The sequence below is a fragment of the Enterovibrio sp. QJM3NY_24 genome (assembly GCF_057786035.1).
On sequence record NZ_CM173519.1, the window covers coordinates 2,717,921 to 2,734,445 of the forward strand.

Below are 16,525 nucleotides of genomic sequence, written 5' to 3' on the forward strand. Positions count from 1 at the left end.
GTTTAATCGAATTTCAATCTCAATACATGCAAATCATAAATGCTACATTAAGCATAATAGTCAATGCTGTCTTTTGATGAGTTGACGTACAGCTCATGGTTGGTACTGGAGCGGTCAAGTTCATGATCGCCATCGCCGCGACCAAAACCCGATGATTCACTTTGTCTACCCTGCCCACCTTGGCCATCACCTTGTTGGGATTGGCTTCCAGCAAAGGACTGACGCCCGCCTGTATCTTGCTGCTGCACCGAAGACTGCGAAAGTTGCAAACCTTGCTGTTGCATCATTTCACGAAGACGTGGCATGGATTGCTCTACCAATTCCCTTGCGGCTTGGTTGGCAACCGTAAACTGTACGGATGCCTGATCTTGATTCATTGATAATTTAATCTGCATCCGGCCAAGTTCCGGCGGATCTAAACGAATATCAACATGTTTCAGGTTTTTCGACAACATGACGTTGACACGTTCTGACAAAGCGTTGGCTGCATCACCTTGATTCTGGCTCATCTGCAATGGGCTCTGTGCAACGGTGGTGTCCAATCGCGCTGCCGTGGTCGAACTTTGATTTCCAAAGCTTGATGCTAACTGCTGGGCCAATTGTTCGGTTTTTACATCAGTGCCCGGTCGGGTTGTTTCTGTCAGCGCTTTTGCCGATGCCGCTTCTAACGCTGCGCTGCTTGCGTTCAATTTCGGTTGACCATCACTAGCCGCAGCAGGTGTCCACGGAATCGCAGCGAACGCTGACATTGCAGTAGCTTGCGCAGCTGGAGGATTCACTGCTGCATGCACCGCTGACGCAGTTTGGGTCATGTTCGCTTGTGCTTGGGTGGACAAGCCTCGGGCGTTTAACTCATTCATCAAAGCACTGGGTTCGCCATCGGCTGCCAGCGGAGAAGCCAGTCCAGATTGCGAAGCCAAGGCTTGAGCGCGAAGCATCGCGTCTAGCTGACTTTTAGGCAGTGACTCAAACGCAACACCGGCTTTTGCCAACATTTCAGGGGTGATTTCACCCTCGGCATCGGCTACTACAGCCTGTGTCGCTGTGCCACTAATCTGTGTCTGCGTTAATGGCGATTGCACCTGCGCCATTTCTGCTGAAAGTAACGCAGCGCGTTCAGCGTCCGATAACGTTTCAGCACTTGCCGCGGCTAATATTGCAGGAGCCACTGTTTCTGCTGACTCGCTCATGCCACCCAATCCAGAAACGAGGGCTGCTTGTTGCTCACCAAGAAGCGCGTCTGAGGCATCATTCTCGGTGATGGTTTTATCAGTCAAAGCAGATTTTTCAGCATCTGACAGCAAAGCGTTGGTTAAAACAGGCTGTCCTGCCTCGCTCATCCTAGCTTGCTGAGATAACAAGGCTGGGTTTTCTTCAACAGATAGTTTTTCATTTTTTGCCAACACTACGCTTTGCTTTGCCAGCAACGCAGAATCGACGGCAAGTTCAGTATCACTCTCAGACGGCAACTTTTTGCCAGACGCTAATTTATCGAGCTCATCGACCGGAACGGCTACGCCATCATCGGTCACTATGGCTTCACTTTGTAGCGCTTGACTGGATTCGTTAAGACGCTGCAACAAGGCCTCACCGTCTTGCTTGGCTAGCTGTTGCGGGGCGGATTTTCCACCCTCTGCATTTTTGGCATCACTTTTAAGTGCCAATGCGGCATCTTCACTGTCTTTGTTCGTCGTCAGAGAAGGCTTTCCTTCACTGGCTGATAGGCCTTCAGCGTCAAGGTTTTCTCCCTTATGCGCCAAGTTTTCGGCATCTTCACCGTCGGCAAGCGTCATGGATTTTAGCAAGGCATCACTGATGGCTTCTTCGCTTGCGGCATCACCTTCAGTTAAAGCAGCGTCGCTGGCTAGTTCAGTTGTTGCGTCGCCGTCACCGGAAACCAACTGAGCAAGTTGAGCGAAAAATCCTTCACCTTCACTTTCAGAGACTTCGGGAGACAAAACGCCCTTGCCTTCGACTAGGGCTGCTTTATTGTTAGAAACGCCTGAGAGTAAGAAACTGGTTTGGCTCATAGTGATCCCGCTTCAGAAACTTTGTCGTTAAAGGGCAGTCTGTGTAGGCTGACCATTCGTTACAGGATTTGAAGCAATTATCAGGCCAAGTGACTAGAAACGGCTTTTTTGACGGGAAAAAGCGAGGGTAGCAAACTCATCCATCTGTTTTTGATCCAGACGTTCAGCCCGCATTTTTTCTTCCTTGAGGCGTTTTTCAATCAACCATTCTATCGAGCGCGTTTTCTGTCGACATTGCTGCCAATGTTCACGACAGCGCTCAACATTGTCTTCAAACTCACTTGCCGCCTGGCGTTGTTTTGCCAATGTCTCATCAAGCTGAACGATAAAGCGGTTGAGGTGACCATAACTGCTAGCACTTAGCCCTTGCCGACCACGATCGGACATCTGACGAAAATATTCTAGGCGGTAATGTTCAATCTGCTCAACTTGCACGTAATATCCCTGCAATTCTTGTTGAGCGGCAACCAAAATCAAATGCGCTTGATGCTCCGTATTTTTGGCCTGTTCAAGTAACAAATTCATGGCGTTAGAAGACATATATCACCTACTGCAAAGAAGAACGTAACATGTTGACGCACATGTCATAGGGCACCACTTCTTTCATGCCTTGTTGTAGGTAGCCATCAAGCCTTGGTTTCAATGTGAAGGCCTGATCAATACCTTGATCAGTACCCGGCTTATACGCGCCAATAGAAACCAAATCCTGATTTTTACGACAAACGGAGAGAATTTGCCGCACGGCACGAGCCATTAGCATGTGTTCGTCGTTAACAATATTGGGCATAACACGGCTGACAGAACGTTCGACATCAATTGCCGGATAATGCCCCGCATCCGCCATTTCTCGCGACAACACGATGTGACCATCCAAAATCGCGCGCGCCGCATCGGCGATGGGGTCCTGCAAATCATCACCTTCGGTTAGCACGGTAAAAAATGCGGTAATAGAGCCTTGCCCTTCATCACCATTACCGGCGCGTTCTACCAGCGCGGGCAATTTAGCAAACACAGATGGCGGATAACCTTTGGTGGCCGGTGGCTCACCGACAGACAGCGCAATCTCACGCTGCGCCTGCGCAAAACGGGTCAAGGAGTCCATTAGCAGTAACACATCTAACCCTTGATCACGGAAATATTCAGCGATAGTCAGTGCAGTTTGGCAGCCCTTTAAACGCATGAGTGGGGATGCATCCGCAGGGGCGGCAATCACGACAGAACGTGCACGCCCTTCAACGCCAAGGATTTCATCAATAAATTCTTTAACTTCTCGGCCACGTTCGCCAATCAAGCCAACCACGACAACTTGTGCCGTCGTGCCTCGGGTCATCATGCCCAACGTCACAGATTTACCTACACCAGAACCGGCAAACAAGCCGATACGCTGACCTTTACCCACGGTCAACAGACCGTTAATGGCTTTAATACCCACATCTAGAGGTGTATCGATAGGTTTTCTGGCAAGAGGGTTTATCGTTGCTGGCGTAAACGATGCAGTTTGTCCGGTAAAAATGTCACCCAGACTGTCAAGCGGGTTGCCGACACCATCAATGACACGTCCCAGCAGCTCAAAACCTACGGGGATGCCCTGCTCTTCTGACATCGGCGTGACGCGTGCTCCCGGCATCACCCCAAAGATTTGTTCACTGGGCATCAAGTAGAGTGTATCACCCGAAAAACCAACCACTTCCGCTTCAATGTTGCCATTGAGGGTTTCCACTTTGCACAAACTGCCGACTGGCGCGCGGCAACCAATAGCTTCAAGCGTCAACCCGACAACACGCACCAACTTGCCTGAGGCAACGGGGCGCATAGACAGGTTATCAAGCGTTAAGGCTTCGAGCTTTTCAGACAGGCTGACCATCATGTTCTCCGGCATCACCTGTTGGGGTAGTTTGGTCTAACGTGGTTTCTTGTTCTTCTGAGGCTTGTGATTCATGCGCTGAATCATCAGCACTATTTGGATCAACGTCTAGCTGGTCAGCACTGCTCTGCTCAACATGGCTTGTTTCAGTCACGTCATCATGTTCGGCGGAAACGGCTTGTTCAGACTCTGGTGGCACAACTTTATCCGCACCGAGCATGACATCAACATAGTCTTCCGGCGTATTCGGTTCGCGGGAGAGGTTTTGGCCAACAAAACGCGCCAAAATTTGTTTGATACGATCTTCTATGCGGTAATCCACGACGGAGTCTCCGCACGCGACCTGAATATCTCCACGATTTAACGCAGGCTCAGCAATCAATCGCCATTCGCGATCGCGCAAAGACGCTTCGCTGTGCGCGGCGGTCACCACATCCATATCGTCTGGATGCAAATAAATGGTGATTTGACGTCCAGTCATTGGCAACGCGTTCACCGCTTCACGTAAGGTGTTTAAAATCATTTGGGGATTGGTCAGCACTTCCGTTTGAATAACGGCTTTTGCAAGGTGCATGACCATATCCACGACTTGTTGCTGCACTTGGTGGTCAATTTGTACCAGAGGAAATGCCAGTTTTTCGAGCATGGCGTCAAGATGCTGACAACGCTCTTCTATCAGTACCTGCCCTTCTGTCAGCCCTTGCTGATAACCTTCTTCTTTGCCTTGCTCGAATCCTGCTGTTTTACCTTCATCGAAGCCAGCTTCTCGGCCTTCTTCAAATCCAGCCGATCGCCCCTCCTCCATGCCTTCATCAACTGCAGACTGTCGGATACCTTCCAACGCATCCGCAGTGAGCATGGTGAGTTCAATCTCAGGCTCTTGATCTTCATCAACGGGCTCTGGTGGCTCCCAACTTGGATCATAGTTAAGCGCAGTATCTTTCGGCGCAGCAACCGCGCTTCCATAGCTAGGAATCGACCAACGTTCTAAGGCGTTATCTTGCTCCTCAGTGGCACGAATGTACCCACGACGACGATCTAAGCTCATGCTACACCTTTACTTTTCATCTGTGTTTCAACTTGCGTATGCCATTTCTCTACCTGCTTCTGCATGGTTAGAGGAACTCGTCCGCACCGCCGCCACTTAGCATGATTTCGCCAGCATCAGACAGTCTACGTGCCACAGAGAGAATTTCTTTCTGCGCCGCTTCCACATCGGAAACACGAATCGGGCCCATGGCTTCCAAGTCGTCTTGCAGCATTTCGGCAGCACGCTTGGACATATTGGCAAAGATTTTTTCGCGTAGCCCTTCTTCTGCACCTTTGAGCGCTTTTTGAAGCGCTTCTTGAGGAACGTCTTTGAGTATGGCTTGGATACCACGGTCGTCGACGTCTGACAGGTTGTCGAACACAAACATAAGATCCTGGATCTGCGATGCCATTTCTTCGTCGTTTTGTCCGATTTGCTCCATCAATGCGGATTCGAGCGCATTGTCCATGTAGTTCATGATGTCTGCAGCTGCTTTCAAGCCACCAATTTTGGCTGCTTGCGCACCCGCTTGACCAGCAAACTGTTTCTCCATGATTTCATTCAGTTCATGCAATGCGGCTGGCTGAACTTCTTCAAGGTTGGCAATACGCATCACAAGGTCAAGAGCATCACGTTCTGCAAATTGAGTAAGGATTTCCGCAGACTGTTCTGGCTCAAGGTACGAAAGTACGATGGTTTGTATTTGAGGGTGCTCGTTCAAAATGATGGTGGCCACCTGACGGGGATCCATCCACTTGAGCGAATCCAGACCTTTAGAGCCACTACCTAATAGGATTTGATCAACCAAGTTATTGGCTTTGTCTTCACCCAGTGCGGCAATCAGTGCGTTACGAACAAAGTCTTCACTGCCCATACCTATAGAGGTAAAACGTTGAATATCTTCAAGGAAGTTTCGGTGCACCGCCGCGACCATTTCCTGACTCAGATCTTTCATCTGGGTCATGGCACCGCCCACTTTTTGAACCTGCTTAGGCTCTAAGTGGCGAATAATGCTCGCTGCATCTTGCTCAGTGAGACTCAGCAATAAAATCGCAGCCTTATCTATTCCTGACAGTTGGGTAACATCAAATTCCTTACCCGAACCATTTTCATCATCTTTAGGAGGCATCTTCACTCACCCAACTTTTCACGACCTGCGCAGCAAGATCTGGTTCATTGGCAACCAATGCTCGAATCGCTTTGAGCAGGTCTTCGTCTTTATGCAGATCTGGTAAATTCAAATTCGATGAACTCATTGCAAAGCTGCCGGAGCCATCTAAATCTGCACCAATAAGGCCAATGTCGTCGTCTGGACTCAATGGCAAGCCATCTGGCCCCAACATTTCTCCATTAGGCCCGAGCATGGAATCGTCGTCTCTCGCTGGGTTGATAAGCTTCGACAGTGCAGGACGCACCAGCACCAAGACCACGACGATAACAACCAACGCTGCAGCCAACCAACGAACCCAATCGTTGAAATTCGGGTGCTCCCAGATTGGCACTTCGCCAAGGGCTTCCACTTCTGGTATTGCAAACGGCATAGCAATGACGTCTAACACATCACCACGTAATTCTGAGTAACCAACCCCACCAATCAATAAGCGGCGAATTTTTTCAAGTTCTGGTTCGCCCACCGGAGTCCGCGTGATTTCACCGGTTTCGGGGTTGGTGCTTGAGATATAGTCCACCGCAACGGACACGGTTTGCCTTGCGACAGTGCCTGTTTGTGCGCGGCGATGGCTAATGGTGGTATCCAGTTCATAATTACGCGTTGCTTCACGACTGAGCGAGCCTTTATCGCCTGCACCACCGTTTTTCAGATCATTCACATCTTCAGGGATCGCTGCATCTGCAGGAGGCTGATTACTCAAAGCCCCGGGGATACCAGCGACGTAATCACTGTTATTGTAATTCTCACGGGTGTATTCGCTTCGCGTAGACGAGGTAGCAGGGTCAAAGCGCTTACGCGTTTCTTCAACGGCGCTGAAATCCATAGTTACGTCGACCTGAGACGTATAATTACCCAGCCCAAGCACAGGGATCAAAATCGAGTCAATTTTCCCCCGCAGAGCTTGTTCTTGTTTACGCTCAAGTTCGTATTCTTTACGGCGCTGTGACGCCATCGAACTCTCATTGCCCGAACTCAGTAGTCGACCATGTTGATCGGTCACCGTGACACGAGTAGGTTTGAGGCTTGGAACCGCAGACGCCACCATATCGACAATCGAATCCACCTCTTCTTGCCCCAACTGCGTGGTTCCGCGTACGGTCAAAAAGACGGTCGCAGACGCATCTTGGTTGTGACGAACAAATACACTTTGCTTAGGCATGGCCAACAAAACACGCGCTTTACTGACGGTCCGAATTTTTTCGATGGCAGCGGCAAGTTGACGTTCACGACTGAGTTTAAGACGCTCTCGCTCAAGCTGTTGAGAAACACCAAAGCCCATGTCTTGCATCAAAATATCGTCACCCTCTTCACGGGCGGAGTTAAGACCGGCACGACTGAGGTTGAGCTTGATAGAGGAATATTCTTTGACCGGAACGCGAATGGTATTGCCTTCCAGTTGGTAGTCGGTTTTTTGAGTGTCGAGATGATCCAGAATAGGGATCAACTCTTCAGTTTCATATGAACCTAGTGGGCGCATTTCTGGCTCTTGCACCCAGATAAACAGAAGCACAAGTAAGGAAAGGCAGATCACCACCGAGGCGATCAGGATCAATTGACGCGCAATGTCGATGCCTCCCAGTGGACCACTGGACGACGAAACATCGCGTTCCATTAAATCTGGATCGTTTAACGAGCCACCATCAGATGCCATTGGCAGTGCTGCGCCACCTGATACGGCTAGTTGCGTGTTGTCACTATCATCCGCCACGGGTTACTTCCTACTTTAAACAGGCATGTTCATCAGTTCTTTATAAACTTCGACGAGTTTATTACGTGTTTGAACCGTCGCATCAAACGCCACACTGGACTTGTTTCGCGCTAACATTACATCAGCCAAACTGACACTTCGATCACCTTGGTCAAAACGCGTTGCCAGCTCTCCTGACGATTTTTGTAATGTGTTCACATGATTGATTGCAGTAGATAAAAGCTCGCCAAAGTCTTGTGAGACTTGCTGACCAGTGGCGACACGACCCACGTTTTTTGCATCCAATGCCATGGTTTGCATTTCGTGCTGCATCGGGTTGATTTTCATGGTCCATCCTCACTGTCAAAACTTTGGCAATCCGCGCCGTATATGTGTTAACGGCTAATCTGACTAATATTTATGCAACTATCGAGCCAGAAATTATAACGTATTAACTCACTAAAAAGCAGTGCTTTACTGAGGAATGTCGATCCCCGCATCTCGCATTTTTGCTAACTTATAACGTAAGGTTCGAGGGCTTATCCCTAGACGTTCCGCGACGTCTTTCCGACGCCCTTCACACGCGCGGATGGTTTCCAGAATAATCGCGAACTCTTGTTCTCTCAGTTCACCGCCTAGACCTTCATTCGCCGCGCTCGAAATGTCCTCTATTTTGGTCGGTATCGCTTGAGGTTGAATGCTAGGTTGCGCAATATCTTTGCCTGAAACCAGCGATTGGAAACTGCTGGCATCTTGCCAATCAATGCCTTCAAGTAAAATGTCATTCGCTTCGATTCTGTCTTTCTGACATAAAATCAACGCGCGTTGCATAACATTATCTAGCTCGCGAACATTGCCCGGCCAACGATAAACCCCCAGTTTTTTAATCGCACAAGGCTCAAGATTTGGTGCTGGCTCACCCAATTTACTGCAGTGACGCAGAAGTAAGTGTTTAGCCAGTGGCAGAATGTCTCCAGTGCGTTCGCAAAGTGGCAGCCATGAAATTGGGAAAACATTGAGGCGATAGTACAAATCTTCGCGAAAATTCCCTTCTTCGACGTACTGACGAAGGTCTCGGTTACTTGTCGCCAATACGCGAACATCAAGCTTGATACTCTTGCGGCTCCCTAAGCGTTCAACTTCTCGCTCTTGCAGCACACGCAGTAATTTGGCTTGCAATGACAAGTCCATCTCACTGATTTCATCAAGTAAAATAGTCCCGCCTTGTGCTTGTTCAAATTTCCCAGGACAAGCTTGAACTGCACCCGTAAATGCGCCTTTTTCGTAACCAAACAGCGTCGCTTCCAGCATATTCTCTGGAATGGCGGCACAATTAATAGCAACAAAAGGACCATCAGGACGTAATGATTGGCGATGGATATGACGCGCCATGACCTCTTTGCCTGAACCACTTGGACCCAAAATCATGACATTTGCATCTGTCTTAGCGACTTTGTCGGCCAACGCAATGAGCGCCAAACTTTTTGGGTCTGCCACCACCGCATCCGTATTATCCGTTTTCACTGGCGCATAGCGACTCACCATGTTGAGGAGCACTTCAGGTGCAAAGGGTTTTGCCATGTAATCAATAGCACCCTCTTTCATCGCAGCAACCGCGTCTTGAATATTGGCATATGCCGTCATCAGTAAAACAGGTAACTTAGGATGATGCAGCTTGAGGTTTCTGAGCAATCCCAACCCATCCATGCCCGCCATTTGCACATCAGACACCACGATATCAACGGATTCATGCTTTAACAGAAGCAATGCTTGCTCAGCACTGTCCGCTTCCAGCCACTGGTAGCCCGCGAGCGCCAGCGTATCGACCAAGGCTTCACGCAATCCTTCATCATCTTCTACGATAAGTACTTTGCTCTGATTCATTGTGCTTCTCCTGATACCTTTTGCTGCTCGATATCGCAGTGTTCTGCCATGGGCAGACAGAGTGTGAAACAGGCACCCTGACCTGGTTGAGATTGCAACGTCAGCCTACCTTTGTGGGCATGGCAGACCATTTGTACAACGGCGAGACCAAGACCTGTGCCCTGCTGTCGCGTGGTGAAAAACGGTTCGAGTATTTTACTTTGCAGTGCTTTCTCTATACCGGGGCCGTTATCGGCAACGGAGAGGAATACTTGCCCGTTCATCTCTCGAGCATCGACAACAACCTTGCAGCTCTTTCCTGCCACTTGAATGGCATTAACCACCAGGTTTGAGAGAGCACTTGCCAGCGCATTCACGTTGCCAAGCAACTGAAGCGATTCGTCATCGCAGTTGATTTCAAAGTCAACGTTCTGGTTGTTTACCAGCGCTTCGACCATGGGTTCGAATTCATTGAGCAGCTGTTCGAGTGAAAAATTGTCAACCACCTTGTTGTCACCACCTTTGGCGAATAACAGCATGTCGTTAACCTGCTTTTCAAGATCATGAAGCCTGTCCACCAGCTTCATTTGAAAGCGTTTTCGAGTAGGCTCATTGAGATTATTCGCGCCGAGATTGGCAGCATAAAGTAATGCGCTCGACAAGGGAGTTCTGACTTGGTGAGCCAAAGATGCCACCATTTTACCCAGTGACGACAAACGTTGAAGATCACTAAAACGAGACTGTAACAATCGCGTTTCTGTCATGTCAGTGATGAGTATCAGTTGACCAGATGCCGAAGCAGATATCGCCAACTTTACGCGACGACCGTCTCGGAGCGAGACTTCATGGCCATCATCTTCTCGCGGCGAAAAGGCGCGATTAATCACATCAACCCAACGTTCTTGTTCAAGTGGCGCGCCTAGCAGGCGATGTGCTTCGGGATTAGCCTCCGCTACACGACCAAAGGGATCGAGTAAAATAACGCCAGCAGGCATCACATCTAAAACTTGTTTGTATCGAAGAACCTGCTGATCGACGGTCCCTAATGGTGAGTTTTTGGCTTCCATTGTCTTATACTTTCAGCTCTTTATTTCTGACGCTGAATAGCATTAAGCAGATAATGTGCCAATAATTAAATGATTTAAATCAACAGTTTATTTGAATGAGAAACAAAAAAGCGAAGTCATTTTTTTGACTTCGCTTTTTCAAAGCATCTAAACGGCTGTTTTAGATGGCAATGTCTTCTTTGTTAAGGCTGTACTTGCGCATTTTCTCAACTAAGGTCGTTCGGCGCATGCCTAGCATATCTGCAGCTCGTGCAACGATACCCATTTGGGCTTCCAACGCCTGTCGAATCATATCGACTTCAAGATCTGCAAGCATCGCTTTTAAATCAACACCTTCAGGTGGAAGACCTGAAACTGGCGAACTTGCAAAGCCTGGCATGTCTTCTTCATGTTCATCCATAGCAAAAACAGCGTGCAGCGCTTCGCGTTCCAGCACTTCACAGTCCTCAACATGAACAAATTGCTCGGGCTGAAACTCTGGAATATCGCTGTAACGATATTTCTTCGGTAGACGATTAACATCGACCATCTGGCCAGGATAAAGAATAACCATGCGTTCGATCAGATTCGCCAATTCACGAACATTGCCCGGCCAATCATGTTCAACCAATGATGAAACCGCACGAGGTGTTAGATGAACCTGGTTTCCGCCTTCAGCCTCAAGTCGCGTCATTAACTCTTGAATCAAAAGAGGAATATCTTCAATTCGCTCTCTCAGCGCAGGCATTTCGATAGGAAACACATTCAAGCGATAGAACAGATCTTCGCGGAATGAGCCTTCTTCAATCATGGCATCGAGATTGCGGTGAGTCGCCGCGACTACACGCACATTTGATTGAATGGTTTTGTTGCCACCGACACGTTCGAAACAACGCTCTTGCAAAACACGTAGCAGTTTCACTTGCATAGGCTGTGGCATGTCACCGATTTCATCGAGAAACAGGGTCCCACCTTCTGCCATTTCAAAACGTCCTTTACGCGCAGAGATAGCACCAGTAAACGCGCCTTTTTCATGACCGAACAGTTCGCTCTCAAGCAACTCTGGCGGTATGGCACCACAGTTCACAGGGACAAATGGCCCTTTACCACGCGGAGAATGGTAGTGAATATTACGCGCAACCACTTCTTTGCCCGTGCCTGACTCGCCAAGAATCAAAACACTGGCATCAGTGCTGGCGACTTGCTCAATCAAATGGCGTACATCACTGATAGACGCACTGCGCCCAACCATGCTGCGAAATAGTGTATTTTTTCGACTAAGTTGCGGGATATTAAATGCGTGCTTGCCTGAAAATTCCTGACAATGTCTAAGCGCATCCGCCAATTGCGGATAATTCAATGGCAATTCCAGTTCACCCACAAAATTCGGTAAACCAGATAATTCTGTTTTGTGTTTAGCAAGCGCAATAACCGGTATGTGGTTATTAATGACCAGGTTATCTAGCACCTGGGATAAACGCTGAGGTGAGTGAATATTACCCAGAAAACAAACGCCTCCCGCTTGCTTCCAGTGCGAATCATTTAGTTCAGTGGTTGAACATAGCAGGTATTGCTCACCAATAAACTCCAAGATAACGCCTACATCGTGACGAAACTTTTCATCATCTTCGATTACAAGAATCTTCGTTAAACCTTGCATGTGTGAGATATATCTGCCCCAAAACCATCAATGTCGTCGACGGGCATAATACCGCCCACGACAGAATAATCCAGCTATTGTAGTTATTGCTTGGTATAAGGCAACAAGAGACCACACAAAGCTGTGACTCTTGTGCCAAGACAGATTAGATTGTAGTGAAAATGAGGCGGTTTTATGCGTCTGCTTGAGTGATATTGTGATATTCAGCGGGTATTTGATCCCACGCTGACTTAATTTCGCGCAAAATATCGATCACGTCGTCGATCGGGGCATCGTGATTGTCCCTGTTTGCTTCAGAGATTTGACGGATCATAAAGTCATAGAGCGCATCAAGATTGGAGGCAATTTCCCCACCTTCATCCATAGATAGGCACGTTCTTAAACTAATAACGATATCCAATGCTTTGCCTAAGCGCTCACCCTTAACGGCAATATCGCCTTGTAACATGGCCGCTTTGCCTTGGATCAGGCGTTCAATCGCACCGGCCATTAGCATCTGAATCACCTTGTGCGGCGATGCAGCGCTCAACTGGCTGTCCACGGACACCTTTTTATAGGCCTGAAGTGACCCTCTCATAACAACCCTCACCTACTCGAATTTTTTATAAAGTTGTACTGACTTACGCCCTTTTAAATAACGACTGGCGTCGGCTGCAGCACTGTCGCGATGTCTTTTTATCAAACTGTAAATATGCTCGGTTCGGGAAATCGCTACCGACCAAGCTTCTTTTTCTGGTGGATCCGGCAATATAGTGATCTCTGCCAGACATTGTTTTCTTTCATTCAATAACCGTGCCATTTCATCAGGGTCAACATTCCCTTCTGTAAGCGCAGCCAATAGGCAACCGTCTATTGTTTCTAATTGCATCAATATCGTGGACATGGTCACTTTTCTTACCCTGACGGCATGATATTCATCATGGCCGATAGCTGCGATTGCATCTCACCCATGGCATTGTCCATGGTGGAAAATTGTCGCAACGTGCGATCTTCTAGACCTTGCATACGACGATCTAACGTTTCTTGCTCATCTTGCAAACGTATCCTTTGATCACCAAGGCTGCTCTCTCGGTTGCGTATCGTTCCGGTGAAGCCAGTAAATGACTGAACCGTCTCTTCCACTTTTCGAGCAAAGCCATTGTTACCACCAAAAAAGCCTTCAAGCGCAGAAAAATTCCGATTCAGCTGCTTGTCCAACATAGCGTTATTCACCTCTAGTCGGCCGTCCATGGTGGTTGAAATCCCTAACTCACTCAACGTTTTAAGAGAATCCGGCGCGCCTTCGATCGGCGTTGAAAAAAGTGAGCGCATTTGATTGACCGCAGAGCGAATAACACTGTCGCCAACCAGCGGACCGCCTTGCTGCGTTTCAGGGTCGTACTTAGATAAAGCTTTCGTGACTTGATAGAAGGCGTTATACGCATCAACAAACTCAGCCAATGATGCTTTTACTTTGTCACGATCTTCATCAACGGTAATGGTAACAGGGCCATCTTCTGGCATTGTCAGCTTAGATACCTCAATGTCGACGCCTCGAATTGCGTCAGAAAAGGTATTCGTGTCACTGGAGACCGACGCCAACCCATCAATTAAAATGCGCGCATCTTTCGCCGCTTGCATCTCATTCATCGCATTGCTTTGACTGGCAGGATTAAACGCGAATGCTTGAAGTGGGCTGGTTATCGGTGCATTAACTGACAATGCGAGTTGATTGTCAGCACCTGCTTTATCTCCACCAAGAATCAAACGTGCCCCGCTATCATCATTAATGACTGAGGCTTTAATACCTGGATTGGAAGGGTGACTATTGATAGTTCGAACGATATCCAACAGAGAGCTGTTGTCTTCCGCAATATCGATGGTCGTCGCGCGACCACCGAGATTTAATGTCAGTTTTCCAGCGCCAAAATCCGCTTTGGGATCCAATCCATCGGATACCAGTTTGTGTGATTGGGCTAATTGCTGTACGTCGATAGAGTAGACGCCAGTCACGGCTTGGTGGTCAGCGGTAGCGGAGACGGTTTCGGCGTTATCTGAAACCGTACTCCGCGCCGCAAAGGTATTATCACGACGAAAATCAAACATCAGATCTTTCATCGTATCGAGGGAAGTTTTGAGCCTACCGTAAGCACTGATGTTAGTTTCAACATCATTCATGTTCTTAACGATACGCTCTTGTTTGGGCGCGCGCTCGGCATCAACAATTTTGCTGACCATGGAACCAATGTCCATTCCACTACCAAACGTTTGTTGCGCTTAAACCCATTATTTACTCACCTCAGTTATACCTTTTCTGCAACCAGTCCCCTCGCATGAAGAGACAGTTGCTGTGCTAGCTCTAGCATTTCCTTCTCCGGAATCTGTCGAATAATATCACCACTACTCATTTCATAAACAGTGATAATACTCTTGCCAGAATCGTCATCGAGTCGGAATGATAAGCCTTTGTTAAAGGTAGACACAAACTCATCTAGTCGCTCAACCAGCGTTTCAAGCTGTGCTTGCTGTACCTCACGTGTGCTTTCAAATTTGTTAATTTGTTCTGCACGACGCTTGGACAGTTTTTCTGCACTTTCTGCCATTTGCTGCTGGTTTGTGATTTCGGGTTTAGTCCCCCCCACAGATTCTTTACTGCTAGCAACTTTTGTGCCGGACTGTGGAGTCACATGAGACAGGGATGATGTCGAAACGGATGATATGTCCATCTTAATTCACCTCCTGTTAGCTATAGACGGCGAGTAGCACACTCACCGTCATTTCTGCTACATCTCTATTATCCTAGCAGGCTCAAAGCAGCTGATGGAGCCTGCTTCGCTTGTGCAAGTATAGACGTACCAGACTGCTGCAGGATCTGAGATTTCGTAAACTGCGTCGTCTCTTTTGCGAAGTCAACGTCACGGATACGGCTGTTAGAGGCGCTCACGTTTTCGTTAACATTGTCCAAGTTGGCAATGGTGTGGCTCAATCGGTTCTGTTTCGCACCCAGTTCTGCACGGTGTGAGTCGATATACTGCATGGCATTATCAACCAGACCGACGGCTTTCTGTGCGCCACCAACACTACTTACATCAACATCTTGAACAGTTTCAGCGACTTTCGTTGCTGCGTTCATACCCAAGGACGCACCCAGAGCACCGGTAAAGGCAATGTCAGCGCCAGAAGCGGCAACCACTTGCAACTCACCATTTTCGGTAACAGAAGCAGAAATTTTGCTGTCTGATTGACCGTTAATGTAAGTGGCGATCTCTTCTACATCATCGCCTGCTTTTGCAGAGACGCTAATCGTTGATGTTGTGCCATCTGTATTAGTGATAGCCATGTTTAGCGTTGTACCACCAGTCGCAGTCCAAGCCGCCATATCAGCACTTGCTGCTACGGTTGCTTTGAAGGTGCTACCCCCCATCATCGCTTCATCAGCGCGGGTGTTTTTGAACTCCATCATGACAGCTTCACCAGCATCTGCACCCACTTGGAATGCTTTTGTGCCGAATGTGCCATTCAACAGTTTCGCACCACCAAAAGAGGTTGTTTCTGCGATACGGTTGATTTCATCTTGCAGTGCAACAACTTCTTCTTGAATCGCTTTACGCTCTTCAGTGCCGTTGGCACCATTCGCTGATTGCAGTGATAGATCACGCATACGCTGCAGGATGTTGGTGGTTTCTTCCATCGCACCTTCAGCAGTTTGTGACATTGAAATGCCATCGTTGGCGTTGCGAACAGCAACATCAAGGCCACGGCTTTGTGAAATCAGGCGGTTAGAGATTTGCAGACCTGCTGCATCGTCTTTCGCACTGTTGATACGGAAACCTGAAGACAGGCGTTCCATTGAAGCATTCAGCGAGTCAGTTGAATTATTCAAGTAGCGCTGAGCGGTCATTGCGGGCACGTTAGTGTTTACTGTAATAGCCATAACTATTCTCCTTCGGTACTAAGTCCGGCTTCCGCCCAGCAATCCAGGGAAAACCAGTTCTAAATCTCTCACACCCTATGTAACGGCACATTAAGAAAAACCTTTACATCTTTTTTCCTAATATTTTTACACCCTATGTTTCTTGGTACTGCTTGGGATTTTCCGTTGAATCATAGTGCTATGAGTGTTTTCGCCCTCACAGAGAAAAACTTTAGTGATGATTTGAAAATTTTCGTTATGACAAAAGTCTCACATCAGACA

General features: G+C 48.2%; 14 protein-coding genes and 1 pseudogene. All 15 read right to left on the reverse strand.

Features of this window, described 5'->3' with window-relative positions; translation table 11 throughout:
• Positions 1-47 precede the first annotated feature (47 nt).
• Positions 48-2,030 carry a flagellar hook-length control protein FliK gene (locus tag AC3CIC_RS11950; protein ID WP_488514709.1) on the reverse strand — a complete coding sequence of 661 codons (1,983 nt, stop codon included), beginning with the start codon at positions 2,028-2,030 and terminating at the stop codon, positions 48-50.
• A gap of 93 nt (positions 2,031-2,123) precedes the next feature.
• Positions 2,124-2,570, reverse strand: coding sequence for a flagellar export protein FliJ (gene fliJ, locus AC3CIC_RS11955; RefSeq protein WP_016960133.1), 447 nt, complete (start codon positions 2,568-2,570; stop codon positions 2,124-2,126).
• Between the two features lie 7 nt (positions 2,571-2,577).
• Positions 2,578-3,894 carry a flagellar protein export ATPase FliI gene (fliI, locus tag AC3CIC_RS11960; RefSeq protein ID WP_016960132.1) on the reverse strand — a complete coding sequence of 439 codons (1,317 nt, stop codon included), beginning with the start codon at positions 3,892-3,894 and terminating at the stop codon, positions 2,578-2,580.
• Positions 3,878-4,942: a flagellar assembly protein FliH gene (gene fliH, locus AC3CIC_RS11965; protein WP_488514710.1), complete on the reverse strand. Its 1,065-nt coding sequence runs from the start codon at positions 4,940-4,942 to the stop codon at positions 3,878-3,880. Before fliH ends, fliI begins: the two co-directional genes overlap by 17 nt.
• Before the next feature lie 67 nt (positions 4,943-5,009).
• A complete protein-coding gene (fliG, locus tag AC3CIC_RS11970) occupies positions 5,010-6,053 on the reverse strand; it encodes a flagellar motor switch protein FliG (RefSeq protein ID WP_394210719.1) in 1,044 nt (347 codons plus the stop codon).
• A complete protein-coding gene (fliF, locus tag AC3CIC_RS11975; RefSeq protein ID WP_394210721.1) occupies positions 6,043-7,803 on the reverse strand; it encodes a flagellar basal-body MS-ring/collar protein FliF in 1,761 nt (586 codons plus the stop codon). Before fliF ends, fliG begins: the two co-directional genes overlap by 11 nt.
• Positions 7,804-7,818: 15 nt before the next feature.
• Positions 7,819-8,130 (reverse strand): flagellar hook-basal body complex protein FliE, encoded by a 312-nt coding sequence (gene fliE / locus AC3CIC_RS11980; protein WP_016960128.1) that lies wholly within the window; start codon positions 8,128-8,130, stop codon positions 7,819-7,821.
• A gap of 126 nt (positions 8,131-8,256) precedes the next feature.
• Positions 8,257-9,666, reverse strand: a complete 1,410-nt coding sequence (locus AC3CIC_RS11985; RefSeq protein ID WP_488514711.1) for a sigma-54-dependent transcriptional regulator — start codon at positions 9,664-9,666, stop codon at positions 8,257-8,259.
• A complete protein-coding gene (locus tag AC3CIC_RS11990; RefSeq protein ID WP_488514712.1) occupies positions 9,663-10,712 on the reverse strand; it encodes a sensor histidine kinase in 1,050 nt (349 codons plus the stop codon). Before AC3CIC_RS11990 ends, AC3CIC_RS11985 begins: the two co-directional genes overlap by 4 nt.
• A 160-nt stretch (positions 10,713-10,872) precedes the next feature.
• Complete coding sequence (locus AC3CIC_RS11995) at positions 10,873-12,351, reverse strand: sigma-54 dependent transcriptional regulator (RefSeq protein WP_488514713.1); 1,479 nt, start codon at positions 12,349-12,351, stop codon at positions 10,873-10,875.
• Positions 12,352-12,523: 172 nt separating this feature from the next.
• Complete coding sequence (fliS, locus tag AC3CIC_RS12000) at positions 12,524-12,928, reverse strand: flagellar export chaperone FliS (RefSeq protein WP_016960124.1); 405 nt, start codon at positions 12,926-12,928, stop codon at positions 12,524-12,526.
• 12 nt (positions 12,929-12,940) lie between these two features.
• Positions 12,941-13,234, reverse strand: coding sequence for a hypothetical protein (locus tag AC3CIC_RS12005; RefSeq protein ID WP_488514714.1), 294 nt, complete (start codon positions 13,232-13,234; stop codon positions 12,941-12,943).
• An 11-nt stretch (positions 13,235-13,245) separates the two neighbouring features.
• Positions 13,246-14,617, reverse strand: a pseudogene (gene fliD, locus AC3CIC_RS12010) (flagellar filament capping protein FliD).
• Between the two features lie 16 nt (positions 14,618-14,633).
• Complete coding sequence (locus AC3CIC_RS12015; protein ID WP_016960121.1) at positions 14,634-15,056, reverse strand: flagellar protein FlaG; 423 nt, start codon at positions 15,054-15,056, stop codon at positions 14,634-14,636.
• A gap of 68 nt (positions 15,057-15,124) precedes the next feature.
• Positions 15,125-16,264, reverse strand: coding sequence for a flagellin (locus tag AC3CIC_RS12020; RefSeq protein WP_488514715.1), 1,140 nt, complete (start codon positions 16,262-16,264; stop codon positions 15,125-15,127).
• Between the last annotated feature and the right edge of the window lie 261 nt (positions 16,265-16,525).

What these genes read in the sequence shown, in the direction of transcription:
- AC3CIC_RS11950 (WP_488514709.1), bottom strand. Translation starts at nt 2,030, where the DNA reads ATGAGCCAAACCAGTTTCTTACTCTCAGGCGTTTCTAACAATAAAGCA.
- fliJ (WP_016960133.1), bottom strand. Translation starts at nt 2,570, where the DNA reads ATGTCTTCTAACGCCATGAATTTGTTACTTGAACAGGCCAAAAATACG.
- fliI (WP_016960132.1), bottom strand. Translation starts at nt 3,894, where the DNA reads ATGGTCAGCCTGTCTGAAAAGCTCGAAGCCTTAACGCTTGATAACCTG.
- fliH (WP_488514710.1), bottom strand. Translation starts at nt 4,942, where the DNA reads ATGAGCTTAGATCGTCGTCGTGGGTACATTCGTGCCACTGAGGAGCAA.
- fliG (WP_394210719.1), bottom strand. Translation starts at nt 6,053, where the DNA reads ATGCCTCCTAAAGATGATGAAAATGGTTCGGGTAAGGAATTTGATGTT.
- fliE (WP_016960128.1), bottom strand. Translation starts at nt 8,130, where the DNA reads ATGAAAATCAACCCGATGCAGCACGAAATGCAAACCATGGCATTGGAT.
- AC3CIC_RS11985 (WP_488514711.1), bottom strand. Translation starts at nt 9,666, where the DNA reads ATGAATCAGAGCAAAGTACTTATCGTAGAAGATGATGAAGGATTGCGT.
- AC3CIC_RS11990 (WP_488514712.1), bottom strand. Translation starts at nt 10,712, where the DNA reads ATGGAAGCCAAAAACTCACCATTAGGGACCGTCGATCAGCAGGTTCTT.
- AC3CIC_RS11995 (WP_488514713.1), bottom strand. Translation starts at nt 12,351, where the DNA reads ATGCAAGGTTTAACGAAGATTCTTGTAATCGAAGATGATGAAAAGTTT.
- fliS (WP_016960124.1), bottom strand. Translation starts at nt 12,928, where the DNA reads ATGAGAGGGTCACTTCAGGCCTATAAAAAGGTGTCCGTGGACAGCCAG.
- AC3CIC_RS12005 (WP_488514714.1), bottom strand. Translation starts at nt 13,234, where the DNA reads ATGTCCACGATATTGATGCAATTAGAAACAATAGACGGTTGCCTATTG.
- AC3CIC_RS12015 (WP_016960121.1), bottom strand. Translation starts at nt 15,056, where the DNA reads ATGGACATATCATCCGTTTCGACATCATCCCTGTCTCATGTGACTCCA.
- AC3CIC_RS12020 (WP_488514715.1), bottom strand. Translation starts at nt 16,264, where the DNA reads ATGGCTATTACAGTAAACACTAACGTGCCCGCAATGACCGCTCAGCGC.